Origin of the sequence: Microtetraspora fusca (assembly GCF_001570365.1) — a bacterium.
Taxonomy (GTDB): domain Bacteria; phylum Actinomycetota; class Actinomycetes; order Streptosporangiales; family Streptosporangiaceae; genus Microtetraspora; species Microtetraspora fusca.
Map to the genome: position 1 here is coordinate 151,654 of NZ_BBYK01000042.1, position 26,898 is coordinate 178,551.

25 protein-coding genes and 1 tRNA gene are annotated in these 26,898 nt (G+C 70.9%); 18 read left to right on the forward strand and 8 right to left on the reverse strand.

The annotated features are described in order from the left end of the window. Positions 1 to 179: 179 nt before the first annotated feature. Positions 180 to 1,220, forward strand: a complete 1,041-nt coding sequence (locus AWQ68_RS09910; protein WP_066938109.1) for a glycoside hydrolase family 26 protein — start codon at positions 180 to 182, stop codon at positions 1,218 to 1,220. Here AWQ68_RS09910 and AWQ68_RS09915 read toward each other — a convergent pair. From AWQ68_RS09915 to AWQ68_RS09925, 3 genes are all read right to left on the reverse strand, one after another. Further along, positions 1,192 to 2,094, reverse strand: coding sequence for a sulfite exporter TauE/SafE family protein (locus tag AWQ68_RS09915; RefSeq protein WP_066938111.1), 903 nt, complete (start codon positions 2,092 to 2,094; stop codon positions 1,192 to 1,194). The genes AWQ68_RS09910 and AWQ68_RS09915 overlap by 29 nt on opposite strands. Positions 2,095 to 2,130: 36 nt before the next feature. Continuing rightward, positions 2,131 to 3,357, reverse strand: a complete 1,227-nt coding sequence (gene cysC / locus AWQ68_RS09920) for an adenylyl-sulfate kinase (RefSeq protein WP_066938114.1) — start codon at positions 3,355 to 3,357, stop codon at positions 2,131 to 2,133. Between the two features lie 172 nt (positions 3,358 to 3,529). Beyond that, on the reverse strand, positions 3,530 to 4,276 hold the full coding sequence (locus AWQ68_RS09925; protein ID WP_066938117.1) for a class I SAM-dependent methyltransferase: 747 nt from the start codon (positions 4,274 to 4,276) through the stop codon (positions 3,530 to 3,532). 155 nt (positions 4,277 to 4,431) lie between these two features. Here AWQ68_RS09925 and mfd point away from each other — a divergent pair, with 155 nt between their 5' ends. The 12 genes from mfd (at position 4,432) to AWQ68_RS09985 (ending at position 17,158) form a co-directional block, all read left to right on the forward strand. Continuing rightward, positions 4,432 to 7,917 carry a transcription-repair coupling factor gene (gene mfd, locus AWQ68_RS09930; protein WP_066938690.1) on the forward strand — a complete coding sequence of 1,162 codons (3,486 nt, stop codon included), beginning with the start codon at positions 4,432 to 4,434 and terminating at the stop codon, positions 7,915 to 7,917. Between the two features lie 76 nt (positions 7,918 to 7,993). Next, on the forward strand, positions 7,994 to 8,608 hold the full coding sequence (locus tag AWQ68_RS09935; protein WP_066938120.1) for a hypothetical protein: 615 nt from the start codon (positions 7,994 to 7,996) through the stop codon (positions 8,606 to 8,608). A gap of 16 nt (positions 8,609 to 8,624) precedes the next feature. Next, positions 8,625 to 9,614: a nucleoside triphosphate pyrophosphohydrolase gene (locus tag AWQ68_RS09940; RefSeq protein WP_066938124.1), complete on the forward strand. Its 990-nt coding sequence runs from the start codon at positions 8,625 to 8,627 to the stop codon at positions 9,612 to 9,614. A 55-nt stretch (positions 9,615 to 9,669) separates the two neighbouring features. Further along, positions 9,670 to 10,950, forward strand: coding sequence for a phosphopyruvate hydratase (gene eno, locus AWQ68_RS09945; RefSeq protein ID WP_066938126.1), 1,281 nt, complete (start codon positions 9,670 to 9,672; stop codon positions 10,948 to 10,950). 123 nt (positions 10,951 to 11,073) lie between these two features. After that, complete coding sequence (locus AWQ68_RS09950) at positions 11,074 to 11,472, forward strand: FtsB family cell division protein (RefSeq protein WP_084463827.1); 399 nt, start codon at positions 11,074 to 11,076, stop codon at positions 11,470 to 11,472. 13 nt (positions 11,473 to 11,485) lie between these two features. Further along, complete coding sequence (locus tag AWQ68_RS09955) at positions 11,486 to 12,001, forward strand: DUF501 domain-containing protein (protein ID WP_084463828.1); 516 nt, start codon at positions 11,486 to 11,488, stop codon at positions 11,999 to 12,001. Further along, a complete protein-coding gene (locus AWQ68_RS09960) occupies positions 11,998 to 12,969 on the forward strand; it encodes a Ppx/GppA phosphatase family protein (protein ID WP_066938135.1) in 972 nt (323 codons plus the stop codon). Before AWQ68_RS09955 ends, AWQ68_RS09960 begins: the two co-directional genes overlap by 4 nt. A 215-nt stretch (positions 12,970 to 13,184) precedes the next feature. Beyond that, on the forward strand, positions 13,185 to 13,514 hold the full coding sequence (locus AWQ68_RS09965; protein WP_066938138.1) for a PadR family transcriptional regulator: 330 nt from the start codon (positions 13,185 to 13,187) through the stop codon (positions 13,512 to 13,514). Continuing rightward, the gene (locus tag AWQ68_RS09970; protein WP_157545088.1) at positions 13,511 to 14,587 is read left to right on the forward strand and encodes an HAAS signaling domain-containing protein; all 1,077 of its coding nucleotides are present in this window, start codon (positions 13,511 to 13,513) and stop codon (positions 14,585 to 14,587) included. The genes AWQ68_RS09965 and AWQ68_RS09970 overlap by 4 nt, the downstream gene beginning before the upstream one ends. Before the next feature lie 49 nt (positions 14,588 to 14,636). Then, on the forward strand, positions 14,637 to 15,431 hold the full coding sequence (locus AWQ68_RS09975) for a uracil-DNA glycosylase (RefSeq protein WP_066938143.1): 795 nt from the start codon (positions 14,637 to 14,639) through the stop codon (positions 15,429 to 15,431). Positions 15,432 to 15,582: 151 nt separating this feature from the next. Further along, positions 15,583 to 16,953 (forward strand): NAD(P)/FAD-dependent oxidoreductase, encoded by a 1,371-nt coding sequence (locus AWQ68_RS09980; protein WP_066938146.1) that lies wholly within the window; start codon positions 15,583 to 15,585, stop codon positions 16,951 to 16,953. 132 nt (positions 16,954 to 17,085) lie between these two features. Beyond that, positions 17,086 to 17,158: transfer RNA gene (locus AWQ68_RS09985), tRNA-Leu, on the forward strand. A 63-nt stretch (positions 17,159 to 17,221) separates the two neighbouring features. On the opposite strand, the gene AWQ68_RS09990 is transcribed toward AWQ68_RS09985, so the two are convergent. Beyond that, positions 17,222 to 17,842: a pentapeptide repeat-containing protein gene (locus tag AWQ68_RS09990; RefSeq protein WP_066938149.1), complete on the reverse strand. Its 621-nt coding sequence runs from the start codon at positions 17,840 to 17,842 to the stop codon at positions 17,222 to 17,224. Positions 17,843 to 17,939: 97 nt separating this feature from the next. Continuing rightward, positions 17,940 to 18,413, reverse strand: a complete 474-nt coding sequence (locus tag AWQ68_RS09995) for a GreA/GreB family elongation factor (protein ID WP_066938151.1) — start codon at positions 18,411 to 18,413, stop codon at positions 17,940 to 17,942. A 147-nt stretch (positions 18,414 to 18,560) separates the two neighbouring features. Between AWQ68_RS09995 and AWQ68_RS10000 the strand changes: the two genes are divergently transcribed. From AWQ68_RS10000 to AWQ68_RS10020, 5 genes are all read left to right on the forward strand, one after another. Continuing rightward, complete coding sequence (locus AWQ68_RS10000; protein WP_066938154.1) at positions 18,561 to 20,096, forward strand: PucR family transcriptional regulator; 1,536 nt, start codon at positions 18,561 to 18,563, stop codon at positions 20,094 to 20,096. Positions 20,097 to 20,241: 145 nt separating this feature from the next. Beyond that, positions 20,242 to 21,444: an NAD(P)/FAD-dependent oxidoreductase gene (locus tag AWQ68_RS10005; RefSeq protein WP_066938692.1), complete on the forward strand. Its 1,203-nt coding sequence runs from the start codon at positions 20,242 to 20,244 to the stop codon at positions 21,442 to 21,444. A 158-nt stretch (positions 21,445 to 21,602) separates the two neighbouring features. After that, the gene (locus AWQ68_RS10010) at positions 21,603 to 22,391 is read left to right on the forward strand and encodes a Bax inhibitor-1/YccA family protein (protein ID WP_066938157.1); all 789 of its coding nucleotides are present in this window, start codon (positions 21,603 to 21,605) and stop codon (positions 22,389 to 22,391) included. A 108-nt stretch (positions 22,392 to 22,499) separates the two neighbouring features. Further along, positions 22,500 to 22,727, forward strand: a complete 228-nt coding sequence (locus tag AWQ68_RS10015) for a DUF4287 domain-containing protein (protein WP_066938695.1) — start codon at positions 22,500 to 22,502, stop codon at positions 22,725 to 22,727. Positions 22,728 to 22,776: 49 nt separating this feature from the next. Beyond that, positions 22,777 to 23,187 carry a PPOX class F420-dependent oxidoreductase gene (locus tag AWQ68_RS10020; protein ID WP_066938159.1) on the forward strand — a complete coding sequence of 137 codons (411 nt, stop codon included), beginning with the start codon at positions 22,777 to 22,779 and terminating at the stop codon, positions 23,185 to 23,187. Positions 23,188 to 23,190: 3 nt separating this feature from the next. Here AWQ68_RS10020 and AWQ68_RS10025 read toward each other — a convergent pair whose 3' ends face one another. The 3 genes from AWQ68_RS10025 to AWQ68_RS10035 form a co-directional block, all read right to left on the reverse strand. Continuing rightward, entirely contained in the window at positions 23,191 to 24,408 is a 1,218-nt protein-coding gene (locus AWQ68_RS10025) for an acetyl-CoA C-acetyltransferase (RefSeq protein WP_066938161.1), read from the reverse strand. 93 nt (positions 24,409 to 24,501) lie between these two features. Next, positions 24,502 to 25,863, reverse strand: a complete 1,362-nt coding sequence (locus tag AWQ68_RS10030; RefSeq protein ID WP_066938164.1) for an outer membrane protein assembly factor BamB family protein — start codon at positions 25,861 to 25,863, stop codon at positions 24,502 to 24,504. A 47-nt stretch (positions 25,864 to 25,910) separates the two neighbouring features. Beyond that, positions 25,911 to 26,888, reverse strand: coding sequence for an SGNH/GDSL hydrolase family protein (locus AWQ68_RS10035; RefSeq protein WP_245655835.1), 978 nt, complete (start codon positions 26,886 to 26,888; stop codon positions 25,911 to 25,913). Positions 26,889 to 26,898 lie beyond the last annotated feature (10 nt).

Here is a 26,898-nt window from a genome sequence, read left to right on the forward strand (position 1 = left end):
CTATAGGCGTGGTTGTGCTTTTCCCCATCGGATATTGAAAGATTTTCTTCCGCCGAATCGCGACGTAATAGCGAGCATTAATGCGAAATGTCCGATGGTGCGATATCACAAGTTCCCCTCGATCTTCCCTCCAGTAATGGCAAGGTGGCCCCCAAGGCCGTTCCAGTGAAGGGGGAAAGGTGCGGCGAACAGCGCTGATCGGACTTGCGGTACTGCTGGCGGGATGCTCGCCCGCGCCGAGCGTTCCCACGGCGGGCGCGCGGCCTAGCCCCGACAACCGGCTCGGCACCCGCGGGGCGATGTCCTGCACGGTCACCGCGAAGCTCATCCCGACCTGTGGCGCGTGGTGGGGCATCGCGCCCGACATCTTCACCGGGCGGCGCGTGGACGAGGCCACCCTGCGCGCCGAGCGGCGGATGGGGCGCCGCGTCGACATCGTGCACGTCTACCACCGGGACGGGGAGCTGTTCCCCACGCCGGTCGAGCGGGAGCTCGCCCAGGGGCGGCGATTGCTCCTGATCAACTGGAAGCCGTCCATGACCGCGAGCTGGGCCGAGGTCGCGAGCGGCGCGGTCGACCACCGCATCGACGTCCTCGCGGCGTACATCAAACGGACCTTCCCCGGCCGGTTCTTCCTCACCATCCACCATGAACCGGAGGACGACGTGCGGCTGGACGGCGGCTACTCCGCCGAGGACTACGTGGCGATGTACCGCCACGTCGTCACCCGGCTGCGCAGCAGGGGAGTGACCAACGCGGTCACCGTGATGACGTACATGGGCGCGCCCAACTGGGCCACCAAGCCGTGGTTCGACAAGCTCTATCCGGGCGACGACGTGGTGGACTGGATCGGGCTCGACCCGTACGCCGACGGGCGGGTCCACGACTTCGCCAGCCTGGTCAACAAGACCCGGCCCGACCATGCCCAGTGGCCGGGGTTCTACCGCTGGATCCAGTCACGCTTCCCCGGCAAGCCGATCATGCTCTCCGAGTGGGGGGCCTTCGAGCGGCCGACCATGCCGCAGTTCAAGCCGCAGTTCTTCTCCTCGGTCGCGCGGCAGATCAGCGACTTCCCGCAGATCAAGGCGCTGGTCTACTTCGACTCGCCGTCCGCGCCGCGCGGCGACACGCGCTTCGACTCCACCTCCGCGGCCGACCGGGCCTTCTCCAGCCTGGCCGGCGGCCCCTACTTCAGCGGGACGCAGGTTCCCACGCGCTGACCGGCCGGTCCCGTACGGCTCGCGCCTTGGCCGCCCGCCACCCGAACGCGGCCGCGACGCCGAAGCAGGCCACGACGACCAGCAGGGGCACGTTGCCCACGCCGAGGAGCTTGAGCGAAGAGGCGAGCAGCACCACGGCCAGCGCCAGCCTGATCACCTGGTCCGGCGCCCACGCCGAGATCCGGGATCCGAGGTAGACACCGGGGATCGACCCGAGCAGGAGCGATGCGGTGAGATCGAGCTTGAAGTCGCCGAAGAGAATGTGGCCGGCGGCCGCGGAGGCGACCAGGGGGACCGCCTGGACGAGATCCGTCCCGACGAGCTGGTTGGCGCGCAGCGCCGGATAGACCATCACCAGCGCGACGACGATGAGCGAGCCGGACCCGACCGAGGTCACCCCCACGATCAGGCCGCCGACCATACCGATCAGTACAGTCGGTATTGGGCGCACGACGACATCGTGCGCGGAGAGCGCGCCCACCCCCTGGCGCAGGCTCAGGAACGACTTCGCCAGCAGGCCGGTGAGCGCGAGCAGCAGCGCCACGCCCAGCGCGTACTTGACGGACTGCTGCATCTGCTCGCCCTCGCCGAACAGCCGGGCGGCGAACACCCCGACGAACGCCATGGGAACCGAGCCCAGGCAGAGCCAGCCCACCATGCGCAGGTTCACGGTGCCGTTGCGCAGGTGGACCAGGCCGCCCACGGGCTTCATGACCGCCGAGGCGACGAGGTCGCTGGAGACCGCCGCGAGCGGCGGCACGTTGAAGAAGAGCATCATCATCGGCGTCATCAGGGCGCCGCCGCCCATGCCGGTCAGGCCGACGATGATCGCCACCAGGAACGAGCCCGCCGCCAGCGCCGGATCGATCTCCATGCGTCCCTCACCGCTCCCGGTTCCTGTTGTGGACGATCACCGCACCCAGCCTCCGGAGGTCAGCAGGTTCAGCACGGCGGACACCGCGCGCTCCACCGACATGCCGGTGGTGTCCAGGGTGAGATCGGCGTCGTCCGGCTCCTCGTACGGGTCGGAGACGCCGGTGAACTCGGGGATCAGCCCGGCCCGGGCCTTGGCGTACAGGCCCTTGCGGTCGCGGCGCTCGCACTCCTCCAGCGGCGTGGAGACGTGGACGAGCAGGAAGTCGGCGCCCACCTCCTCGACCATCGCGCGCACCTCGTCCCGGGTGGCCGCGTACGGCGCGATGGGGGCGCAGACGGCGATGCCGCCGTGCCGGGCCGCCTCGGCGGCGACGAAGCCGATCCGCCGGATGTTGTGGTCGCGGTCCTCACGCGAGAACGTCAGCCCGGCGGACAGGAGCCGGCGGACGACGTCGCCGTCCAGATAGGTGACGGTGCGGCCGCCCCGCTCCAGCAGGGCGTCGCGCAGCCCCCGGGCGATCGTCGACTTGCCGGAACCGGACAGGCCGGTGAAGAACACCACGAGGCCGCGGCGGTGCGGCGGCCCCGGGATGACGACCGGCGCGGGGCCCGCGTAGTGCTCGGTCGCGCCGTAGTTCCGCGCCACGTGCTCGCGCAGCTCCAGGTCGATCTCGGCGTCCTCGCGCGGCGCGAGCGGCACCGCGACCACGGTCGAGCCGGGCAGCGCCGCGGACGCCTTGAGCGCCGCGCGGACCACGGCCGGGCCGCCCTCGCCGAACACGAGGGGGAGCAGCAGCACGGCGGCGTCCAGCTCCTGGGCGCTGGCGGCGATGTCGTCGATCGTGGTGGCGTCGAGCGGGCCCCGCATGGTCACCGCGAGGATCTCGCCGTCCGGCAGCTCCTTGCGCACGTCCTCGGGCGTACGGCGGAGCCGGGCGAACGGTCCGTACGCGGGGGCGTCGAGCGCCTCGACCGGGCCCGCGGCGTGGTGACCGTGCCGCTCGCGCACCGTCATGACGGCGACGGCCGCGCCCTCGGGATCCCGGAGCGTGACCCGCTCGCCCACCGGGATGTCGTCGGGCAGGGCGATGGTGATCGGGTCGGGCCACGGGGTGCCGTCGGCGAGGCGTCCGCGCGCGATCACCTCGGCCACGTCGGCGGCCGGGAGGAAGCCGTCGAGCGGCGCGTACGCCCCCGAGAGCAGCAGTTCCAGGTCGGCGAGCTCACGAGCGTCGGGGATCCACTCCGTCATAGCTTCCATTTCCGATCGAATTAGTCGGATACCTACCTTAACCCCTGACATGGGCATGGCGCAGCCCTTGCCGGGATGTTCTGGAAGCTGACATTAATCCGTGGACGCGGCCGAGGACCCGGTCTCGGCCGCGCGTGAGGCCGGCTCCGGCCCCTTCGCCGCAGTGCGGAGGCGGGACCGGTCAGATCAGGCGGGCGAAGTGGTTCTGCGGCTTCCGCACGACCAGGATGACCTCGTCATGGCCGGCCGGCAGGCGACCGCCGGAGAACCGGTCCACCATCCGGCAGACCGTCTCGATCAGGCCCGCGTGCGGGCCTGATCGCGCCGCCCCGCTCGTCCTCGCGTAGTCCTCTGTGATCATCAGGCCCCGCATCAGGCAGTACGCTTGGATCCCCTCGCGCGAGCTGACCGGCTCGTACACGGCGGGCAGCGGGCCGATGGTCTCGGTGGGGACGAAGCGCTTCCACAGCATCTGGCGCAGCCACCCCGGCGTCATCCGGTCGCAGAAGCCGTACGCGGAGCTGCGGTCCCGCAGCCGGATCAGCATCATGCCGCCGGGACGCAGCCCCGCGACCATGCGGTCCAGCACGATCTCGGTGTTGTGGATGCGTTCGAGCAGGAAGTCCACGAAGATCACGTCGTAGGAGCGCGCGGCGATCGGCACCTGCCGCAGGTCGCCCAGCGTCCAGGAGTCCAGGTCCTTGCGCGCGCTGGCGTGGGCCCGCAGCGACGGGAGCTCCTCGTCGATCCCGGTGACGCGCGAGCCGAACCTCTCCATGTCGCCGTCACTGAAGATCGATGTGCTGGCGCGGCCGCAGCCCGCGACGAGGATGTCGAGCCGGCGACCGAGCTGCTCGGTCCACTGCTCGCGGATCTTCTTGCTGAAAATGTCGTCGTGGTCGGCCGATGGCGGACGAACGTCGGTCATGTCACCGATAGTAATCAACCCTGTTCGGAGGGTCGTGGATCCGGGGTGTGGCCCGCGGTTTGTCCGGGCGCGTCGGTGGGCGGGCGTAGCCTTGAGCACGTGCCCCCCGGTTCGCACCGACCGGGGGTTCGACCTGTGCCATCGTGGGGCTCTTCATGTCACTCTCCGGCTTGCTCGACCTGGTCGCCGCGGAACCGTCCCTCGCGGCGGCGCTCGACCAGTCCGACCACGGCGCCGATCTGATCGCGCCCGCCGCGCTGCGGCCGTTCGCCGTCGCGGCGCTCGCGCGCGCCCGGCCGGTGCTCGCCGTGACGGCCACCGGGCGCGAGGCCGAGGACCTGGCCGCCGCGCTGACGAGCCTGCTCGACGAGACCTCGGTGGCCGTGTTCCCCGCCTGGGAGACCCTGCCGCACGAGCGGCTCTCGCCGCGCAGCGACACCGTCGGCCAGCGCCTCGCCGTACTGCGCCGTCTGGCCCACCCGGTGCCGGGCGACCCGACGGCGGGGCCGTTGCGCGTCGTCGTGGCACCGGTGCGGTCCCTGCTGCAGCCGATCGTGTCCGGCCTCGGCGACCTCGCGCCGGTACGGCTGCGCCCCGGCGACGAGGCCGAGCTGGACGACATCGTGGCCCAGCTCGTGGAGAACGGCTACCACCGGGTGGACATGGTCGAGAAGCGCGGCGAGGTGGCCGTGCGCGGCGGTCTGCTCGACGTCTTCCCGCCCACGGAGGAGCACCCGCTCCGCCTTGAGTTCTGGGGCGACACGATCGAGGAGATCCGCTGGTTCCGGGTGGCCGACCAGCGTTCGCTGGAGGCGGCGCAGGACGGCCTGTTCGCCCCGCCGTGCCGCGAGCTGCTCCTCACCCCCGACGTACGCGCCCGCGCCCGCGAGCTGGCCGACGAGCATCCGGCGCTGAAGGACGTCCTCGACCAGCTCGCCGAGGGGACGCCGGTCGAGGGCATGGAGGCGCTCGCCCCGGTGCTCGCCGGCGGCATGGACCTCCTGATCGACCACATGCCGGTCAGGTCGGCGGTGTTCGTCGGCGACCCCGAGCGCATCCGGGGCCGGGCCGTCGAGCTGGTCCACACGAGCCAGGAGTTCCTGGAGGCGTCCTGGGTCACCGCCGCGGCGGGCGGCGAGGCGCCGATCGACCTCGCGGCCGCGGCGTTCCGCACGCTGGAGGAGATCCACGAGCACGCCCGGGAGCTGGGCCAGCCGTGGTGGAGCATCGCCCCCTTCGGCGAGGGCATGGTGGTCGGCGCGCAGGACGTCGAGGCGTACCGCGGCGACACCCAGCGCGCGCTGGCCGACATCAAGGGCTGGCTGGGCGGCGGCAAGGCCGTGGTGCTCCTCAGCGAGGGTCACGGCCCGGCCGAGCGCATGGTCGAGCTGCTCAAGGGCGTGGACGTCCCGGCCCGCCTGGTGCCCTCCCTGGACGCCCCGCCCGTCCGCGACCTCGCCCAGGTCACGACCGGGCGCGTGGAGCACGGCTTCGTGACCGACGAGGTGGCCGTGCTGACCCACCTCGACCTGGTCGGCCAGAAGGCGTCGACCAAGGACATGCGGCGGCTGCCGTCGCGTCGCCGCAACATGGTGGACCCGCTCCAGCTCAAGGTCGGCGACCACGTTGTGCACGAGCAGCACGGCGTGGGCCGCTACGTCGAGATGGTCCAGCGGACCGTCCAGGGCGCCACCCGCGAATACCTCGTGATCGAGTACGCCAAGGGCGACCGGCTCTACGTCCCGACCGACCAGCTCGACGAGGTCACGCGGTACGTCGGCGGCGAGGCGCCCACGCTCAACCGCATGGGCGGCGCCGACTGGGCCAAGGCCAAGACCAAGGCCAGGAAGGCCGTCAAGGAGATCGCGGGCGAGCTGATCCGTCTCTACTCCGCCCGCATGGCCTCGCCCGGTTACGCCTTCGCCCCCGACAGCCCGTGGCAGCGCGAGATGGAGGACGCCTTCCCGTACGCGGAGACCGGCGACCAGCTCGAGGCGATCGACGAGGTCAAGCGCGACATGGAGCGCGCGGTCCCGATGGACCGGCTGATCTGCGGCGACGTCGGCTACGGCAAGACCGAGATCGCGGTGCGCGCGGCGTTCAAGGCGGTGCAGGACGGCAAGCAGGTGGCGGTGCTGGTCCCGACGACGCTGCTCGTCCAGCAGCATCTGTCCACCTTCGGCGAGCGTTTCGCCAGCTTCCCCGTGAGTGTGCGGCCGGTCTCCCGGTTCCAGACCGACGCGGAGGTCAAGGAGACCCTCGAAGGACTCAAGGTCGGCGGGGTCGACGTCGTGATCGGCACCCACCGGCTGCTCTCGCCCGAGGTCAGGTTCAAGGACCTCGGCCTGATCATCGTGGACGAGGAGCAGCGGTTCGGCGTCGAGCACAAGGAGGCCATGAAGCACATGCGGACGCAGGTCGACGTGCTCGCCATGTCCGCGACGCCGATCCCGCGGACGCTGGAGATGGGCCTCACCGGCATCCGCGAGATGTCCACGATCCTCACCCCGCCGGAGGAGCGGCACCCGATCCTGACCTTCGTCGGGCCGTACGACGAGAAGCAGATCGCGGCGGCGATCCGGCGCGAGCTGATGCGCGACGGACAGACGTTCTTCGTCCACAACCGGGTGCGCAGCATCGACAAGGTGGCCGCGCGGCTGCACGAGCTGGTCCCCGAGGCGCGCATCGCGGTCGCCCACGGCCAGATGAACGAGCAGCAGCTCGAAAAGATCATGGTGGACTTCTGGGAGCGGAGCTTCGACGTCCTCGTCTCCACCACGATCGTCGAGTCCGGGCTGGACGTGCCCAACGCCAACACGCTGATCGTGGACCGGGCCGACAACTACGGCCTGTCGCAGCTCCACCAGCTCCGCGGGCGCGTCGGCCGGGGCCGCGAGCGCGGGTACGCGTACTTCCTCTACCCGCCGGAGTCGCCGCTGACCGAGACCGCCCACGAGCGGCTGGCCACGATCGCCCAGCACACCGAGATGGGCGCCGGCATGTACGTCGCGATGAAGGACCTGGAGATCCGCGGCGCGGGCAACATCCTCGGCGCCGAGCAGTCGGGCTTCATCGCGGGCGTCGGCTTCGACCTGTACGTGCGGATGATGGCCGAGGCCGTGCAGGAGCAGCGGGCCAAGCTCTCCGGCCAGGCCGAGGTGGAGGAGCGCCCCGACGTCAAGGTCGAGCTGCCGATCAACGCGCACGTGCCGCACGCGTACGTGACGTCCGAGCGGCTGCGCCTGGAGGCGTACAAGCGGATCGCCGCGATCGGCTCGGAGGACGACATCGCCGCCGTGCGCGACGAGCTCACCGACCGGTACGGCCGGCCGCCGCAGGAGGTCGACAACCTGCTGGAGGTGGCGCGCTTCCGGATCCGGGCGCGCAAGGCCGGGCTCACCGACGTCACCCTGCAGGGCCAGCAGATCAGGTTCGCCCCGGTGGTGCTGAAGGACTCCCAGCAGGTACGGCTCCAGCGCCTCTATCCGAAGTCGATCGTCAAGCAGGCGACGGAGACGCTGCTGGTGCCGGTGCCCAAGACCAAGCCCATCGGCGGGCAGCCGCTCCGCGACCTCGACCTGCTCAAATGGTGCGGTGACCTGGTCGAGGCCATGTTCCTCGAGCCCCTACGGGTACAGTGACCCGCGGATCTGTGAGAATCTGCACAATTCCCTGGCCCGCTCGCCGGGAGGATCCCAACCTCGGGAGGATCGGAACGTGAAGTCGTATCGTGCGCGGATCGCCGTCGCCGCGGGTCTGGCGGTCGCAGGTCTCGCCCTGAGCGCCTGCAGCGGGCCCGTTCAGGCCGGCGCCGCGGCCATCGTCGGCAAGGAGCGCATCTCCTCCAGCGATCTGGACGCGAAGGTCCGCGAGCTCCGGGCGGACCTCGCCGCCCACAAGCTGTCGGAGGAGCAGCTCAACCTCGGGACGATGTCGGTCCCGCAAGTGATCCTCTACTACACGGCCAACGCGCGGCAGTACGCCGAGCTGGCCCGGCGCAAGAACGTCTCCGTCTCCGAGAGCGAGATCGACGGCTACATCACCGCTCGCGGCGGCCAGGACAAGGTGGACGAGATGCTGCTGGCCGGTGGCGTCCCGCGCTCCATGGGTCGCGACACCATCCGGGCGGTGCTCACCCAGCAGAAGCTGATGTCGCAGCTCGGCGCCGGCAACGACCAGCAGAGCGTGCAGGCCGCGCTGGTCAAGGTCACCGAGGAGGCCGACGCGGCCGTCCCGGTCACCTTCAGCCCGCGGTACGGCAAGTGGGACCTCCAGCAGGGATTCGTCGCCGACGATCGCCTCGGCGCCGTCGAGGCCGCCCCCGCCCAGTAGGCCGGCGCTCCACGCCATGTCACTGATCATCCTGACGACGTCGCCCCGGGTCGCCCCGGGGCTGCTGAGCGTGCAGGCGTGGGCGGCGCTCGGCCGGCACCCGGTGCGCACCGCCACCGCCGACCACCCCTACCTGCCCTACCTCGCCGAGGCGGGCATCCCGGTCGAGACGGTGACCCCCGACCCCGCCGCCCTCGCCCGTGACGCCCGTACGGACACGATCGTCTGGCTGGCCGCGCAGGACGGCGAGGAGGACTTCATGCGGGCCCTCGGGCAGGCGGCGCTCGCCCTCGACGACCCGCCGGTGATCGAGGTGCTCCCCGGTTCGTACGACCTGCCGGGGGCGCGGCTGCTCGACCTCGTCCGGGTGATGGACCGGCTGCGCCGCGAGTGCCCGTGGGATCGCGAGCAGACGCACGAGTCGTTGGTGCCGTACCTCGTCGAGGAGTCGTACGAGGTCCTGGAGACGATCGAGGAGGGCGACCGGGCGGCGCTGCGCGAGGAACTGGGCGACCTGCTGCTCCAGGTGATGTTCCACTCCCGCGTCGCCCAGGAGCGGCTGCCGGGCGACGACGGCTTCGACATCGACGACGTCGCGGCCGGCATCGTCGAGAAGCTCGTCCGCCGCCACCCGCACGTCTTCGCGGACACGCGCGTGTCCGGCGCGGAGGACGTGAGCGGCAACTGGGAGGTCATCAAGGCCGCCGAACGCGCGGCGAAGGGGGAGCGGGAGTCGGCGGTGGCCGGCGTGCCGATGGGGCAGCCCGCGCTCTCGCTCGCCGCGCAGCTGCTGCGCCGCGCCGAGCGGGCCGGAGTCCCGGCCGAGTTGGCCGAGGAGCTGCCGTCCGAGCTGGGCGCGCGGCTGTTCGATCTCGTCCGGCTCGCCGCGGAGCGCGGCCTGGACCCGGAGGCGGAGCTGCGCGCGGCGGCCAGGGCGTACCGGTCCAGGGTGGAGGAGTGGGAGGTCGCCCGGCAGGACGAGCGGGGCGGTCGCCGTACCGAGTAGTAAGGGCCGATAGGCTCGTGAGGCAAACTGCCCGCGACTTTGCTAGGAGCGATCCGTGGCTGCCATCGAGGCCGTTACCGCCCGCGAGATCCTCGACTCCCGTGGCAACCCCACGGTCGAGGTCGAAGTCCTGCTCGACGATCACAGCACCGGCCGTGCCGCGGTCCCGAGCGGCGCTTCGACGGGCCAGTTCGAGGCCGTCGAACTGCGCGACGGCGACAAGAGGCGCTACCTCGGCAAGGGCGTCGAGAAGGCCGTCCTCGGCGTGACCGACGAGATCGCCGACGAGATCATCGGCTTCGACGCCGAGGAGCAGCGGCTGATCGACCAGACGATGATCGACCTGGACGGCACGCCCAACAAGGCCCGCCTCGGCGCCAACGCCATCCTCGGCGTCTCGCTGGCCGTCGCGAAGGCCGCGGCCGACAGCGCCGACCTGCCGCTCTTCCGCTACGTCGGCGGCCCCAACGCGCACGTCCTGCCCGTGCCGATGATGAACATCCTGAACGGCGGCGCGCACGCCGACACGAACGTGGACATCCAGGAGTTCATGATCGCGCCGATCGGCGCCGAGACGTTCTCCGACGCCGTGCGCATGGGCACCGAGACGTACCACGCGCTCAAGAGCGTGCTGAAGGAGAAGGGGTACGCCACCGGCCTGGGCGACGAGGGCGGCTTCGCGCCGAACCTTCCGTCCAACCGCGACGCGCTCGACCTGATCCTCGTGGCGATCGAGAAGGCCGGGTACACCCCGGGCCAGGACATCGCCCTCGCGCTCGACGTGGCCGCGTCGGAGTTCCACTCCGAGGGCGTCTACACCATCGACGGCAAGGGCCTGTCGGCCGCCGAGCTGATCGCCTTCTACGAGGACCTGGTCCGCTCGTACCCGCTGGTCTCGATCGAGGACCCGCTGAACGAGGAGGACTGGGAGGGCTGGCGGGCCATCACCGCCGCCCTCGGCACCAAGGTCCAGCTCGTCGGCGACGACCTGTTCGTCACCAACCCCGAGCGGCTCGCGCGCGGCATCCGCGAGAGCGCGGCGAACGCTCTGCTGGTCAAGGTCAACCAGATCGGCACCTTGTCCGAGACGCTGGACGCGGTCGACCTGGCCCATCGCAGCGGCTACCGCTGCATGATGAGCCACCGCTCCGGCGAGACCGAGGACACCACGATCGCCGACCTGGCCGTGGCGACGAACTGCGGCCAGATCAAGACCGGTGCCCCGGCCCGCTCCGACCGCGTCGCCAAGTACAACCAGCTCCTGCGCATCGAGGAGCTGCTCGACGACGCCGCCCGTTACGCGGGCCGGGCCGCGTTCCCCCGGTTCCAGGGCTAAGGTCGTTTCTGGACGAACGCCGCCGGCCGTACGCGTCTTCGGCGCGGGGCGGGCGGCGTTCGGCGCAAGGAGCCCGGATCGGGACGGTGCCCCGCCGCCGGGGCGTTCGGGAGGTGGCCGGAGTTGGCGAAGCGACCGCAGTTGACGGGACGCGCGGCGATCCTCGCGGTCGTCGTGTGCGCGATCGCGATGAGCCTCGCCTACCCCTTCCGGGAGTACATCGCGCAGCGCCGGCAGATCGCCGAGCTGGAACAGGAGCAGGCGCGGGCGCTGCAGCACCTGCGCAATCTGGAGGACCAGCGCCGCAAGCTGGAGGATCCGGAGTACATCAAGCAGCTTGCCAAGAAGCGGCTGCACTACTGCGAGCCCGACGCCAAGTGCTACGTCCTGCTCGACGGTAAGAAGGGCACGGTGCCGGTGAAGGCCGAGCGCAAGCAGGCCGGCGACGCTCCGTGGTACGAGACGATCTGGAAGTCCGTCCAGGCGGCGGACGCCGCCGACGGCCAGCGGGCCGCTTCCTGAAGGAGTGTCGAGGGTGGTTGATCCGGCCGATCTGGCGGCCGTCGAGGCGCAGCTCGGGCGCCCGCCGCGCGGTGTGCGCGCGGTGGCGCACCGGTGTCCCTGTGGCCTGCCCGACGTGGTGGAGTCCGCGCCCCGGCTGCCCGACGGCTCGCCGTTCCCGACGCTGTTCTACCTGACCTGCCCCAAGGCGGCGTCCGCGATCGGCACGCTGGAGTCCTCGGGGCTGATGCGCCGCATGCAGGCCAGGCTGGCCGAGGACCCGGATCTGGCCGCCGCCTACCGGGCCGCGCACGAGGACTACGTCGCGCGCCGGGACAAGGCGGCCGAGGAGGAGGGCCTGGAGCCGCTCCCGCGTGAGATGCAGAGCGCCGGGGGGATGCCGGAGCGGGTCAAGTGCCTGCACGCCCTCGTCGGCCACGAGCTGGCCGTCCCGGGGATCAACCCGTTCGGACGGGAGGCGCTCAACGCGCTCCCCGACTGGTGGGCGGACGGGCCCTGCGTGAGCCCGTGTGTCGAGGAGGGGCCATGACCCGGGTCGCCGCGATCGACTGCGGCACGAACTCGGTGCGCCTGCTCATCGCCGACCTGCCCACCGGACCCTCGGGCGGCGCCGCGCACGGCGAGCCGGTCGACGTCGAGCGCCGGATGGAGATCGTACGGCTGGGCCAGGGGGTGGACCGCACCGGGAAGCTCGCGCCCGAAGCCCTGGAGCGTACCTTCGCCGCGATGCGCGGCTACGCGAAGCTGATCGTGGAGCACGGCGGGGGCGCGGCCGGCGCCCGTCCCGCCGAGGTGATGCCGGTCCGGGTCGTGGCCACCAGCGCCACGCGGGACGCGTCCAACCGCGAGGAGTTCGCGGCGGGGGTGCGTGAGATCTTCGGGGTCGAGCCCGAGGTGGTGACCGGCGCCGAGGAGGCCCGCCTGTCGTTCACCGGCGCCACGCGCGGCCTGGCCGCGCTGGGGCCCGAGGCGCCCTATCTCGTCGTGGACATCGGCGGCGGCTCGACCGAGTTCGTCGTCGGGACGGACGCGGTGGACGGCGCCCTCTCGGTCGACATCGGCTGCGTCCGGCTGACCGAGCGGCACATCCGGCAGGACCCGCCGGGCGAGCCGGCCGTACAGGCCATGATCGGCGACATCGAGGCGGCGATGGACCGGGTCGAGGAGGCGGTTCCGGTCCGCGAGGCGCGCAGCCTGGTCGGCCTGGCCGGATCGGTCACCACGGTCGCGGGCATCGCCCTCGACCTGCCGGAGTACGACCCGGCGGCGATCCACCACTCGCGGATCCCGGCGGAGCGGGTCCACGAGGTGAGCGCCCGGCTGCTCGCCTCCACACACGAGGAGCGCGCCGCGATCCCGGTGATGCACCCGGGCCGGGTCGATGTCATCGGCGCGGGCGCGCTCATCCTGGACCGCATCGTGCGCAGGTACGGCTTCTCCGAGGTCGTGGTGAGCGAGCACGACATCCTGGACGGCATCGCCTGGTCGCTCGTCTGACCCGTTTCCTTCCAGGCGTTTCCTCCCCCGCGCTTCCTCTCGCGTTTCCTTTCGCGCTTTCCTGAACGGCCGCGCCCGACCGCTCTTCGCCCCGGCCGGGCACGCGGTCGGTCGGCACCGTCTCACTGTGGCGCTCCTTTCGACTGCCCCCGCCGTTCCGGGGAGCGGGGCAACGCTGTTGCAACTATTCCGCATTGCACAGTACTGTGCGGTGCGTGGACAGTAGCCAGCTCCTCAAGGGCGTCCTCGATCTGGCCGTGCTGGCGGTGCTCGACGGCCGCGACAGCTACGGGTACGACGTCGTACGCCGCCTGCGCGAGGCCGGTCTCGACGACGTCGGCGACGCGTCGGTGTACGGCACGCTCCGCCGGCTGTTCAAGGCCGGGGCCCTCACCTCCTACGTGGTGGCCTCCGACGAGGGGCCGCACCGCAAGTACTACGGCCTGAACGACGTGGGCCGAACGCTTCTCTCCGACTCGGCGAGGACCTGGACGTCCTTCGCCGCCACCATGGACGGCCTGCTCAAGGAGGTAGGTGCCGGATGACCCCCCGGATGGATCCGCACGAGTACGCCCGCGCCGTACGCGCGGAACTCGCCGACCTGCCCGCGAAGGACAGGGACGAGCTGCTTGAGGACCTTGACGACCATCTGGCCGAGGTTGCGGCCGAGTCGGACACGCCGCTGGAAGAGCGCCTCGGTTCTCCGAAGGCGTACGCGGCCGAGTTGCGGGCCGCCTACGGGGGCCGTCCCGCCCGGACGCGAAGGTCGCTCACCGGCCGGGCCGCCGCGGTGCTGGGCGCGGCGCACGGCCGGTTGCTGAGGCTCACGCCGTACCGGCAGCTCGTGACGTTCCTGCCCGAGCTGCGTCCGGCGTGGTGGGCGATGCGCGGGTACGCGCTGGCCCTGGTCGTGCTGTCGGCCGTCGGGTCGGGCGGGGTGGTCCCCGGCGACCCGGTGGCCTGGGTGTTCACGCTCCTGGTGATCTGGGCCTCGGTGTGGCTCGGCCGGCGCACCGTCGCGGGGGTCGGGTCGGGCTGGCGGCGCACGCCCCTGATCCTGGCCAACGCGGCGGCGGCGTGGGCGGTGCTCGTCGGTGTCGCCGCGGCCGACCACACGGGGGTGTACGAGACCACGGTCCGGTACGACGCGGGCGGACCTCCGCCGGTCGAGGTCAGGAACGTGGCGACGTTCGACGGCGGCGGGATCTACAACATCCTGCCGTACGCCGCGGACGGCACCGCGCTGACCGACGTCCGGCTCTACGACCAGGACGGCAGGCCGATCAACGTCGATCCGGAGCTGTACGGCAAGCGGATCGTCCGGCCCTGCGCGGGGGAGCCGCCGATGACCAACTCCTATCCGCTGCCGCTGCGGGACGTCACCGAGACCGCCTTCGACGAGAACGGCCTCCCGGTTCCGGTGCCCTGCGAGTCCGCCATGCCGGCGCCGTCCGCGTCGCCCGAGGGAGCCGCCGAGCCGTCCGCCAATTCCACGGGCTCCACCGAGCCGTCGGGTGGCTCGTCCTCCGAGCCGTCGGCGGACCCGTCTCCTGAGCCGTCCGGCAAGCCCGCGAAGAAGGCCGCCGAGCCGTCGGCGCGTCCGTCGGACCGGCGCTGACCGGGGAGAACGGCGCGAGCATGGGCGCGGAGCTGGCACGATCGATGGCATGAGCTTCGTACCGCCTGGATCGGGTTGGCCGGGCGACCTGGCCCGGCCCGACACACCGGTCGCCCATGACGCCGCCGACGTCGTACGGCTCGCGGGCGAGAGCCGTACGGTCACGGAGCTGACGGCGCGGGAGTCGGTGTGCCGGGCCTGCCCGTCACTGGTGAAGTGGCGGGAGGAGGTCGCGGACGTCAAGCGGAAGTCCTTCGCCGACCAGACCTACTGGGGGCGGCCGGTCACCGGCTGGGGCGACGACCACCCCCGCATCCTCATCGTCGGGCTGGCCCCGGCCGCCCACGGGGGCAACCGTACGGGCCGGATCTTCACCGGGGACCGCAGCGGCGACTGGCTGTTCGCGTCGCTGTACCGGACGGGGCTGGCCACGCAGGAGACCAGCACGCACGCGGGGGACGGGCAGCGGCTGATCGGAGCGCGGGTGATGGCGGCGGTCCGCTGCGCGCCCCCGGCGAACAAGCCGACCCCGCAGGAACGCGACACCTGCTCGCCGTGGCTGGCCAGGGAGTTGTCGCTGGTCGCGGAGTCCACCCGGGTGATCGTCGCGCTCGGCGGGTTCGCCTGGCAGGCGATGTGGCCGGCGCTGCGCGCCGCGGGGTACACCCTGCCCCGCAGCCGCCCCCCGTTCGGGCACGGGCGGGAGGCCGCGGTGTCGTACGGCGAGCGCACGGTGCACCTGCTGTGCTGCTACCACCCGAGCCAGCAGAACACCTTTACCGGCCGAGTCACGGCCGAGATGCTCGACGCGGTGTTCTCGCGGGCGGCATCCCTGGGCTTGTGAACGCTTTCACGAGTGTGAACTCGGTCACGCTTGAAAGTTCCGCCGTTTTTGCGGGGAGAAGATAGTCCCGATCTACTCAAAATCGGAAAAAATGGACAAGTTCCCCCGGGGTGGATTGGTATCGGCTGAACGACGTGACGTAGCCTTGTGAATGCTTTCACAAGCGATCTACACACGAAGGGCACCCGTGGTGAACCGCAAGTCAAAGCACATCCTCATCGTCGGCGGTGGATACGTAGGCCTTTACACCGGCCTGCGGCTTCAGCGGACGCTCCGTCGTGAGCTGCGCGAGGGGACCGTGCGGATCACGCTCATCGACCCCCGGTCGTACATGACCTACCAGCCGTTCCTTCCGGAGGCGGCGGCCGGGAACATCTCCCCCCGTCACGTCGTCGCGCCGCTGCGCCGGGTCCTGCCCAAGATCCGCATCCTCAACGGAATGGTCTCCAAGATCCACCACGAGGCCAGGACCGTGACGTTCGAGCCCGCCGCGGGCCAGTCCCGGGAGATCGAGTACGACGTCATCGTCATGGCGGCCGGCTCCATCTCGCGGACGCTGCCCATCCCCGGTCTCGAGGACGCCGCGATCGGCTTCAAGACCGTCGGTGAGGCGATCGCGCTGCGCAACCGCGTGATCGCGCTGCTCGACCGGGCCGAGACCAGCGACGACGAGGACGTGCGCCGCCGCGCGCTCACCTTCGTCGTGGTCGGCGGCGGCTTCGCCGGCATCGAGGCCCTCGCCGAGCTCGAGGACATGACCGAGGACGCGATCAAGTACTACCCGAGCATCGAGAAGAAGGACCTGAGGTGGGTCCTCATCGAGGCGTCGGACCGGATCCTGCCCGAGGTCGGACCGGAGATGGGTAAGTGGACCGCCGAGCAGCTCCGCGAGCGCGGCATCGAGCTCAAGCTGGAGACATTCCTCCAGTCGTGCGAGGGCGGCCTGGTCAAGACCTCGGACGGTGACGAGTTCGAGTCGGCCACGATCGTGTGGACCGCCGGTGTCAAGCCGAGCCCGGTCGTCAACTCCTGCGACCTGCCCCTCGACGAGCGCGGCCGGATCAAGACCACCACCCGGCTGACGATCGCTGCCACCAAGGACGCGTTCGCCGCCGGCGACGTGGCGGGCGTGCCCGACATGACCAACGCCGGGCAGTACTGCGCCCCGAACGCCCAGCACGCCGTACGGCAGTCGAAGGTCCTCGGCGAGAACATCGCCGCGTACGTGCGGGGCGGGCAGCTCAAGGACTACCGGCACAGGTACGCCGGGTCGGTCGCCGGCCTCGGCCTCTACCGCGGCGTGGCCAACGTCTACGGCATCAAGCTGCGCGGGTTCCCCGCGTGGTTCATGCACCGGACCTACCACCTGTCCCGGGTGCCCACGGTGAACCGGAAGGTCCGCGTGGTGGCCGACTGGACCCTGTCCCTCTTCTTCCGCAGGGAGACGGTGTCGCTCGGCGAGATCGAGCACCCGCGCGACGACTTCAGGGCCGCCGCCGCCACGATGCCGAAGAAGAAGTAAAACCGCTCACCCGTACGGCGTGCGCCCCCACCTGGGGACGTGCGCCGTTCGGCTTTCCATGTCCGGAAGAAGGGGAAGCGGCGTAAGGTCCAACCAGTTACAGATGAGCGATCCGTGACGTATGATCGCGGCGCCCCCGTAGCCCAATGGCAGAGGCAAGCCCCTTAAAAGGGCTCCGGTGTGGGTTCGAGTCCCACCGGGGGCACTTCTGCCTCCCCGGGCGACAGCCCTGCCGGCCGTGCCCCCACGACCTGCGGGAACGAGGGGATCACTCGGCGCGGACGTCGAGACCGAGGGCGGTGGCGAGGACGACGGCCTGCTGGAAGTCGATCACGGCGCCCTTGAGGTCGACGGAGAGCGGGTCCACGGAGGACAGATCGCTGCCGCGCAGGTCGCATCGGGACAGCGTGGCCGCGCGGAGCCAGGCGCCGGAGAGGTCCACCTTGCGGAGGGTCGCCCCTTCCAGCCGGGCGCCGGCGAGATCGGCCTCGCGCATCCGCAGGTCGGTGAAGGTGGCGCCGCGCAGGTCGGCGCCGGGGAGCCCGGCGAAGGACCAGTCCCCGCCCTCGGCCTTGAGCAGGTCGAAGGTGCAGCCGTCGAACGTGCTGCCCACCATCTTGCAGCCGGTGAAGGTGGTGTCGAAGAACGAGCACCGGACGAACGTGCAGTTGGTGAAGGCGGCGTCGGTGTGCGAGGACGCGTTGAACTTGACGCCGCGGAAGGTGCACTCGGAGAAGACGGCGCCGTGACTGAACGCCTCGGTCATGTCGACGTCGACGAAGAGGACCTGGCTGTGCTCGTGACCCGACAGATCCTCGCTGTCCCAGTCCGCGCCGTGAACGGTGGTGAAGGTCGGCGCGGCCGGTCGGCCGTACCTGCGCTCGGCCACGGGAGGTCTCCTGACGTCGGGTTCGGTGGCGGGCATGATTCTGCCCCCGGGGTACGACAAAAATCGCGGGCGGCCCGGGGGCGTCGACACGGTCGTGTCAGCTGGTCGTGTGGTGCCCGAAGGGGACGGCCTTGACCAACGTCACCTTCATCGTCCGGCCGTTGGGCAGCTCGTACGTTCGCTGCTCGCCCTCCCTGGCGCCCGTCAGCGCGATGCCCAGAGGGGAGTTGGGCGAGTAGACCGGGATGTCGCCACCCACGGACTCGTCCCTGAGCCCCATGAGGAAGGTCTCGGTCTCCTCCTCGCCCTCATAGCGGACGGTCAGCACCATGCCCGGCTCGGCGACCCCGTCGTCCGGCGGGTCCTCGCCGACCACCGCGTTCTTCAGGAGGTCCTCGAGCTGGTGGATGCGCGCCTGTCGCCGCTCCCGCTCCATGATCTCTTCATTGCTGTCCGGATCGTGCGGAGTGGCGTCGCCGTCGCCCGTGCGGTGCGCGAGCAGGTCGGCCAGTTCCTCTCGCAACCGGTCGTACGCATTCTGGGTGAGCCATGTCCGCTGTGTGCTGGTCATGTCGCGCCTCCTTGTCCACATAACACAAAGACACAGCCCCGGTACGGACTGTGCCCAGTGCAATTATATCTACCTGTCAAACAAATTAAAGGTCTGGGTTACCGTTGGAGGGAATGTCGGCATCCGGTGACTCTGCGAGCGTGAGCGATGGTGGTCCTGGGACAGCTCCTGGACATCCTCGGCACTCTCGGCGTCTGCGAGTGCCGGGGTCCGGTCGACCGGGCGGCCATGCTGCGCGGCCTGGCCCTGTACGACCCGTCCGACCCGCGGATGGCGGCGGGCGACCAGGTCATGCTCGGCGTCGGCATCGACAGCCCCGAGCGGGCCGTCCGCGTGCTGGCCGACACCGACGCCGCCGTCCTGGTGCTGCGCGCCGCCTTCTCCCTGGACGAGGGGGTCGCCCGCGCGGCTCGCGACGCCGGGATCCCGGTGGTCCGCGTCGATCCCGGCGTCTCCTGGGGACAGCTCGTCGCGGTGATCCACACGCTGGTGTTCGGCGAGCGCGCCGCGGCCAAGGCGGCCGCGCCGGGAGGCCTGTTCGACCTGGCCGACACCATCGCCGGAGCGGTCGGCGGCCCGGTGACCATCGAGGACGTCCAGGCCCGCGTGCTCGCCTACTCCCACCGGCAGCAGGACGTGGACCAGGCGCGGCTGCGCACCATCCTCGGCCGCCGCGTGCCGGACGAGACCCTGGAGGCGCTGCGCAGCCAGGGCGTGTTCGCCCACCTGGACGAGTCGGACGAGCCGCTGTTCGTGCCCGAGCTCAGCTCCGAGCTGACCGCGCGCGTGGTCGTGGCCGTGCGCGCGGGCCGCGAGCTGCTCGGCTCGGTCTGGGTCGAGGTCGACGGTCCTCTCTCCCCTGGGCAGAACGCGGCGTTGGTCGCCGGGGCGCGGGTGGCCGCGACCCACCTGCTGACCACCCGCGCGAGCGCCGACCTGGAGCGCCGGGTGGAGGGCGACCTGGTGCAGAGCCTGATAGAGGGCGGCGCCGACGCGCCGGCCGCGCTGCTGCGGCTCGGGCTGCCCGCGACGGACCTGCGGGTCGTCGCGCTGCGTGCCGACGGAGGCGCGGACGCGGTGCTGCTCGCCGCCCGCCACGCGACCATCGGCTTCACCTGGTCGCGCCCCGGCCGCAGCGCCCTGGTCGGCGACGTGCTGTACACCGTGCTCTCCGGCGGCAAGGACGCGGACGCGGCGTGTGCCTGGGTGCGCGCGCTCGCGAGCGAGCTTCCCGCGGACGCCAGGGTGCGGGCGGGGGTCGGCGGCCCCGCCGACGTCTCCCAGCTCCCGGCCAGCCGCAGCGAGGCCGACGAGAGCCTCGCCGTCCACATGTCGGATCCGGACGCCGAACTGCCCGTCACGTACGACGCCGTCTGGGACCGGATTTTGCTGCGCCGCCTGGCCGGCGCCGCCGCGGCGGGACGGATGCCCACCACGGGCCCGGTCGTGGACCTGGCCCGCCACGACGCCGAGCACGGCACCGAGTACGTCCCGACCCTGCGCGCCCTGCTCCGCGCCCAGGGGGATCTGCGGGAGGCGTCGGCGCGGCTGGCTGTCCATCCCAACACGGTCCGGTACCGGCTGCGGAAGATGTCCGAGACCACCCGGCTGGACCTCGACGACCCGCGCAAGCGCCTGGCGATGATGATCGCACTTGAAGTCGGCGCGGTCATGTCCGGATAGGACAACCGCAGGCTGATCCATTGTCCGAATTTGGCAGCTCTTATCTCCTCAACGGCATACATCCTCAATATGTCGTCTCAAGAAAGGGAGAGCTGTCGTGACGGAGGAAAAGTCACCGCGCAGCGTCGTGGTGGTCGGGGCCGGCATGGTCGGCCTGTCGGTGGCGTGGTTCCTCCAGGAGCGAGGAGTCGAGGTCACGGTGGTCGACCGGGCCGGAGTGGCCGCCGGTGCGTCCTGGGGTAACGCCGGCTGGCTGTCGCCCGGCCTCGCCATCCCGCTGCCCGAGCCGAGCGTTCTCCGGTACGGCATGCGCTCGCTGCTCGACCGCGATGCGCCGTTGTACATTCCGACCAAGCCGGACCCGCGGCTGTGGGCCTTCCTCACCAAGTTCGCCACCCACTGCACCATGCGGCAGTGGGAGCGCGGCATGCAGTCCTACCGCCCGATCAACGCCCTGTGCCTGGACGCCTTCGACGTCCTGACCAAGAACGGCGTCGAGGCCCCCACGATCGAGGCGCCGATCATGGCCGCCTTCGAGAAGGCCGGCCAGGCGGACGACCTGCGCCGCGAGCTGGAACTGATCCTGCGTTCCGGCCAGGAGATCAGCTTCACGGAGATCCCCGGAGACAAGGTCGCCGCGGAGGTCCCGCAGATCTCGTCCAACGTCGAGCTGGCGATCCGGCTGGACGGCCAGCGCTACATCGACCCCGGCGCCTTCACCCAGTCGCTCGCGGACGCCGTGGTCGCCCGCGGCGGCCGGATCCGTACCGGCTTCACGGCGCGGAACCTGCGCCACGGCGCGCGCGGTGTCACCGTCGAGGCGTACGCGGGAGACCCGGAGCACGCGGACGCGGTCGTGATCGCGACCGGAGCGTGGCTGAACGACCTCGCCCGGCCGCTGGGCGTGCGCACCCCCGTCCAAGCCGGCCGTGGGTACTCGTTCACCGTGCCGACCGAGCAGACCGTTCCGTGCCCGATCTACTTCCCCGCCACCCGCGTCGCCTGCACGCCGTACCAGGGCCAGCTCCGGGTGGCCGGGACCATGGAGTTCCGCTCGCCCGACCACCCGCTGGACACCGGCCGGGTCGCCTCGATCATCAAGGCCAGCCGGCCGCTGCTCACGGGAGTCGACTGGTCGAAGCGGACCGACACCTGGGTCGGCCCCCGTCCCGTCACCCCGGACGGACTGCCGCTCATCGGCGGCACTCGGGTGCCCAGCGTCTACATCGCCGGGGGCCACGGCATGTGGGGCGTCACCCTCGGCCCGGTGACCGGTCAGCTGCTCGCCGAGCAGATCGTCCTCGGCAAGCAGCCCGCCGAGCTGCGCGCCTTCAGCCCGACCCGCTGACGCGGGAGGGCCCACCCCCACCGGAGTTCCTTTTCGGGTAACTCCGGTGGGGAACTCCACCCGTCCGACGATCGTTGGAAACGCCAGTGGACTGGCGTGGCGCCGCGCCGGCTTGGGATGCTGGCGTCGCACGCTGATCGGAGAGTCGGAGGCCAGAGGTGGAGAGCAGGAACCCCATATTCAGCCAGCGGGGCGCCCCAGGAGGTCAGCCGGCCTGGGCCGGTCCGACGCCGAGCGTCCAGCAGCTCAACGAGATGTACGCCACACCCTCGTACGCGCCGCCGGCTGAGCGGACGATGACGATCGACGACGTCGTCGTGCGCGGTTTCATGACCCTCGGCACGCTCGTCCTCTCGGCGGCCGTCGCGTGGTACCTGAACCTCGGCTGGTCCCTCGCGGCCCCCGCGATGATCGTCGGCCTGATCCTCGGGCTGATCGTCTCGTTCCGGCAGAGCACCAACCCGGCGCTCATCCTCGGGTACGCCCTCTGCTACGGCATCGCCATCGGCGTGCTCAGCCACATGTACGAGAGCGTCTTCCACGGCATCGTCCTGCAGGCCGTGCTCGGCACGATGCTGGCCTTCGGCGGCACGCTCGCCGTCTACACGCTGAAGATCTTCCGTCCCACGCCGAAGTTCACCAAGTTCGTCGTCGGCGCCGCTCTGGCCGCCGTCGGGCTCATGCTGGTGAACTGGATCGCCGGCTTCTTCGTGAGCGGCGGCCTCGGCCTGCGGGCCGACAACCCGATCGGCTGGATCTTCAGCATCGCGATGATCCTGCTCGGCTGCTTCTTCCTGCTCCTGGACTTCGACGAGATCGAGAGCGGGGTGCGCGCGGGCGCGCCGGCGAGGTATTCCTGGCTGATGGCCTTCGGCCTGACGCTGAGCCTGGTGTGGCTCTACCTGGAGATCCTCAGGTTCATCAGCTACTTCACGGACAACGATTAATCCTTATGATCAAGCTTTCATAACGAAACGATGTCCGTCAGGGTCTTGTCAAGCAGGAACCGGTGAGGCAGTGTCGAGCCCAAAGGAGCCTTATCCGTGGAGGTGCTCATGACGTTGAACCACTCACCGGAGACCCAGACCAAGCTCATCGCCCGCGTCCCGACCATTACCGGACGCGACCTCCCCGAGTGGTTCCAAACAATCGACAACGGGCCGGCTTTCCTGAGATGCGACGAGCGGGCCAACTGGCTCGCCGACGAGCACGGGCTCACGCACGGCTACGCGGTCGCCATCGTGCTGGAGCACGAGCGGCGTCGTAGGGGTCGGCAGTTCTGATCTCTCGGATGCGCCCGCGCCGTTCCGGCGCGGGCGCATCATTGTGTCCATGGATGTGGACAAGGCACGCGAGTTCCTCAAGAACAACCACCGCGCGGTAATGCTCACCTGGCACGCCGACGGGCGGCCGCAGATGTCGCCCGTCACCGTCGGCCTCGATCGCGACGGGTACGCCGTCGTGAGCAGCCGCGAGACGGCCGTCAAGACGCGTAACCTGCGCCGGAACCCGCAGGTGTTCCTCACCGTCACCACCGACGCCTTCTACGGCGAATGGGTGCAGATCGAAGGCACCGCGGAGATCATCTCGCTCCCTGATGCGATGGAGCGGCTGGTGGACTACTACCGCGACATCAGCGGCGAGCATCCCGACTGGGACGACTACCGTGCCGCGATGGAGCGGGACCGGCGGGTGATCATCCGTATCGCGATCGACCGCGCCGGTCCCGACTTCCAGGGCTGACGCTCAGCTCAGCCGCTCGACGATCATGGCCATGCCCTGGCCGCCGCCGACGCACATGGTCTCCAGCCCGATCGTCTTGTCGTGAAAGCGCAGGCCGTTGAGCAGCGTGGAGGTGATGCGGGCGCCGGTCATGCCGAAGGGGTGGCCGACGGCGATCGCGCCGCCGTTCACGTTGAGCCGGTCGATGTCGATGCCGAGCTCGCGATAGGACGGGATGACCTGGGCGGCGAATGCCTCGTTGATCTCGACGAGGTCGACGTCGCCGATGGACATGCCGGCCCGGGCGAGCGACTGCCGGGACGCCTCGATCGGACCGAGGCCCATGATCTCGGGCGAGAGGCCGGTCACGCCGGTGGAGACGATCCGCGCGAGCGGCGTGATCCCGAGGGCCGCCGCCTTGGTGTCGCTCATGATGACGACCGCGGCGGCGCCGTCGTTCAGCGGGCAGCAGTTGCCCGCGGTGACGGTGCCGTCGGGGCGGAAGACCGGCTTGAGCTGCGACACCGCCTCGTACGTGGTGCCGGGGCGCGGCCCGTCGTCCTTGCTCACCACGGTGCCGTCGGGCAGCGTGACCGGGGTGATGTCCGTCTCCCAGAAGCCGTTCGCGATCGCCTTCTCGGCCAGGTTCTGCGAGCGGACGCCGAACTCGTCCTGCTCCTGCCGCGAGACGCCCTTGAGCCGGGCCACGTTCTCGGCGGTCTGGCCCATCGCGATGTAGATGTCCGGCAGCGCGCCGTCCTCGCGGGGGTCGTGCCAGTCCTGGCCGCCCTCGGACAGCCGTGCCGTACGGGCGGCCGCCCCCGCGAAGAGGGGGTTCTGCGTGTCGGGCAGGCTGTCGGAGCTGCCCTTGGCGAACCGGGAGACGCACTCCACACCGGCGGAGACGAAGACGTCGCCCTCGCCGGCCCGGATCGCGTGCATCGCCATCCGGGTGGTCTGCAGGGACGAGGAGCAGTAGCGGGTGACCGTGGTGCCCGGAACCCCGTCCAGCCCGAGCAGCGTCGCGACGACGCGGGCCATGTTGAAGCCCTGCTCGCCGCCCGGCAGGCCGCAGCCGAGCATCAGGTCGTCGATGTCGTTCGGGTCGAGCTGGGGGACCTTGGCCAGCGCGGCGCGGACCATCTGGACGGTGAGGTCATCCGGGCGGATGTCCTTCAGCGATCCCTTGAAAGCGCGTCCGATCGGCGAGCGGGCCGTCGCGACGATGACTGCCTCGGGCATGGGGCTCTCCTGACCTAGTCCTTTTCTGCGGAGGTTACCCCGGGGTAGGGCGGCTGCCATCCCCCGGGGGCCGCAAAACAGAACTTTCTACGGTCAGCCGTACATGCCGGGAGATGTCGTGGCTCCATCCTTGATCGCGTGGAGCCCGCCCTTCTCGTCGCGCCAGATCCGCCAGCCGCCCTGGCTGCCGGTGAACCACGCGGGCGGGGTGTCGACGGAGTCCATCCGCTTCCCGGTGGCCAGGTCGAACTCGCACAGCGCCGCGATCGAGTAGAAGCCGGGGGAGATGCCGGTGAGCTTCAGCGGCTGTGGGTCGGTCACACAGAACGACCACCCCTTGCTGCCCTTCACGTCCGACGGCTCGCCGTTGATCAGGTTGAAGGCGGTGCCGGGGGCGCTGTGCTTGAGGAAGCCCAGCGTGTCCATCTTCGGCGGGAAGGCGAGCCACCAGCCCGTTCCGGGCACCTGCGCCGCGGTGATCTGGCCGACCACCCGCCCGGACTCGCCGTCCAGCCTGGCGAAGCCGCCGTACTGGCCCTGCTGGTCGACGGGGCGGACGACGGGCGAGAGCGCCGGGTTGCCGCTGGGGTAGACCCGCACCACCGACGGCCGCATCCACTCCAGGACGCCGTCCGAGAGCCGGAGCGAGAACAGCCCGAACGGCGAGGTCTTCTTGGTGCGCGCGTCGGTGTACGGGGCGACGTAGCCGACCAGGTTGGCCCCGGTGGAGCCGAAGGACCAGCCGCCGGACATGTTGACGCCCTCGCCGAGCGCCTGCTCGATCGGCAGCTGCCACAGCGACTTGCCGGTCTTCAGGTCGTGCGCCTCCAGCACGGGGTGGGACGCGAGGCGCAGCAGCACGACGCGGTTCGGGTCCGACCACTCCACCTCGGCGATGCCGGGGAGCCGCCAGATCGTCTTGCCGGTCAGGGGGTCCAGCACGACGAGCCGGGCCGTGCTGAGCGCCGTGTGCTCCGACAGGCAGATGTACGGCCCGCACTGCTGGGGCCCGAACGTCGAGTGGACGGGCCTGGTCCACTTCTGCCGGCCGGTGAGGGCGTCCCTGGTGACCAGGGTGGCGTTCCACTGGCCCTGCTTGACGGGGTCGATCGCGGCGATGACGGCCTGGCTGCTCCCGGCATCGACGATCGCGGGGGGCTGGACGCCCATGCCGGGCAGCCGGCCGGTCATCGTCGCCGGGGCCGACCAGAGCTTCCTGCCCGTCTCCTCGTCGAGTGCGACGGTCTCCAGGGTGCCGTCCGGCTTCATCGAGGTGGTCGCCGCCACGCCCGCGCCTGCGGTGATGCGGCTCACGGCGTTGACCTCGGAGTTCTGCCAAGTGGGGTACTTCTTCGCGGCGGCGGCGTCGCTTTGGGAGCAGCCGGCCAGAGCCCCGCTGGTCAGCAGGGCGGCGGAGGCGAGTGTGAGGGTGACTTTCGCGTGGGGCCGGGTCATATCACTCCTACTGGGGGTGACGGCCGGGTCGCGAAAGGTGACCGGCTTCAGGCGCTCTCGGACATCGGCCCGGGACGCCGGCGGAGCAGTGCCGCCCACCGTCCCTGGGGGCCGACCGCCCGGCCGGCGACCCGGGTCGCGCTGACCTCGGTGCCGGGTTCTTCCACGGCCATTGCCGCCAAAAGGTATTGCGAACCTTCGACGCGCTGAGGCTCGGGCTCGGGCCACAAACCCAACGCGGCGCATACAGACGGTAGCACTGTGTACGCGGCCTGTAGGTAACCTCTGGCAGATGGGTGGTAGCGATCAGGGCCGAACATCTCGGCAGGGTTCGTGTCGAACTCGGGGCCGAGCAGGTCGGCGAAGGCGACCGTCCGGCCGCCCGCCTCCACCACCGCCACGGTCTGCGCCGCGGCGAGCTGCCGGGACCACCGGCGGGTGACCCAGCGCAGGGGCTGCGGGATGGGCCGGATCGAGCCCAGGTCCGGACACGTCCCCACGACCACCTCCGCCCCGGCCTCGCGCAGCCGGCGCACCGCCTTCTGCAGGTGCCGTACGGCGTGGGCGGGGAGGGTGGCGGTGGTGACGTCGTTGGCGCCGACGAAGATGACCGCGATGTCGGGGTGGGCGGCGAGCGCGCGGTCCACCTGGGGGCCGAGGTCGGCGGAGGCCGCGCCCGACTGGCCGACGACGGTGAGGTGCACCGGACGTTCGGCGACGGCGGCCAGGCCGTTGGCGAGGTTGACCGCCGGGGTTTTGTCGGGGTGTGTCAGGCCGAGTCCGACGGAGGTCGAGTCGCCCAGCATGACCATGGTGATCGGGTCGCCCTCGAAGTCGCCGTACACGCCGTCGGAGGCGGGGCCGTCCATGCCATGGGGGTTGCCGACGATCCGGCGGGCGATCAACGCCTCCGCCATGAGCAGGCCGTACGTCGCGACTCCCAGTGCCGTCAGGCCCCCGCCGCCCATCGCGGCCGCGGTGGCGATCCGGCGTGCGGCGCGCGCCGCTCCCGGCGTCCAAATCACCTGCTCTCCC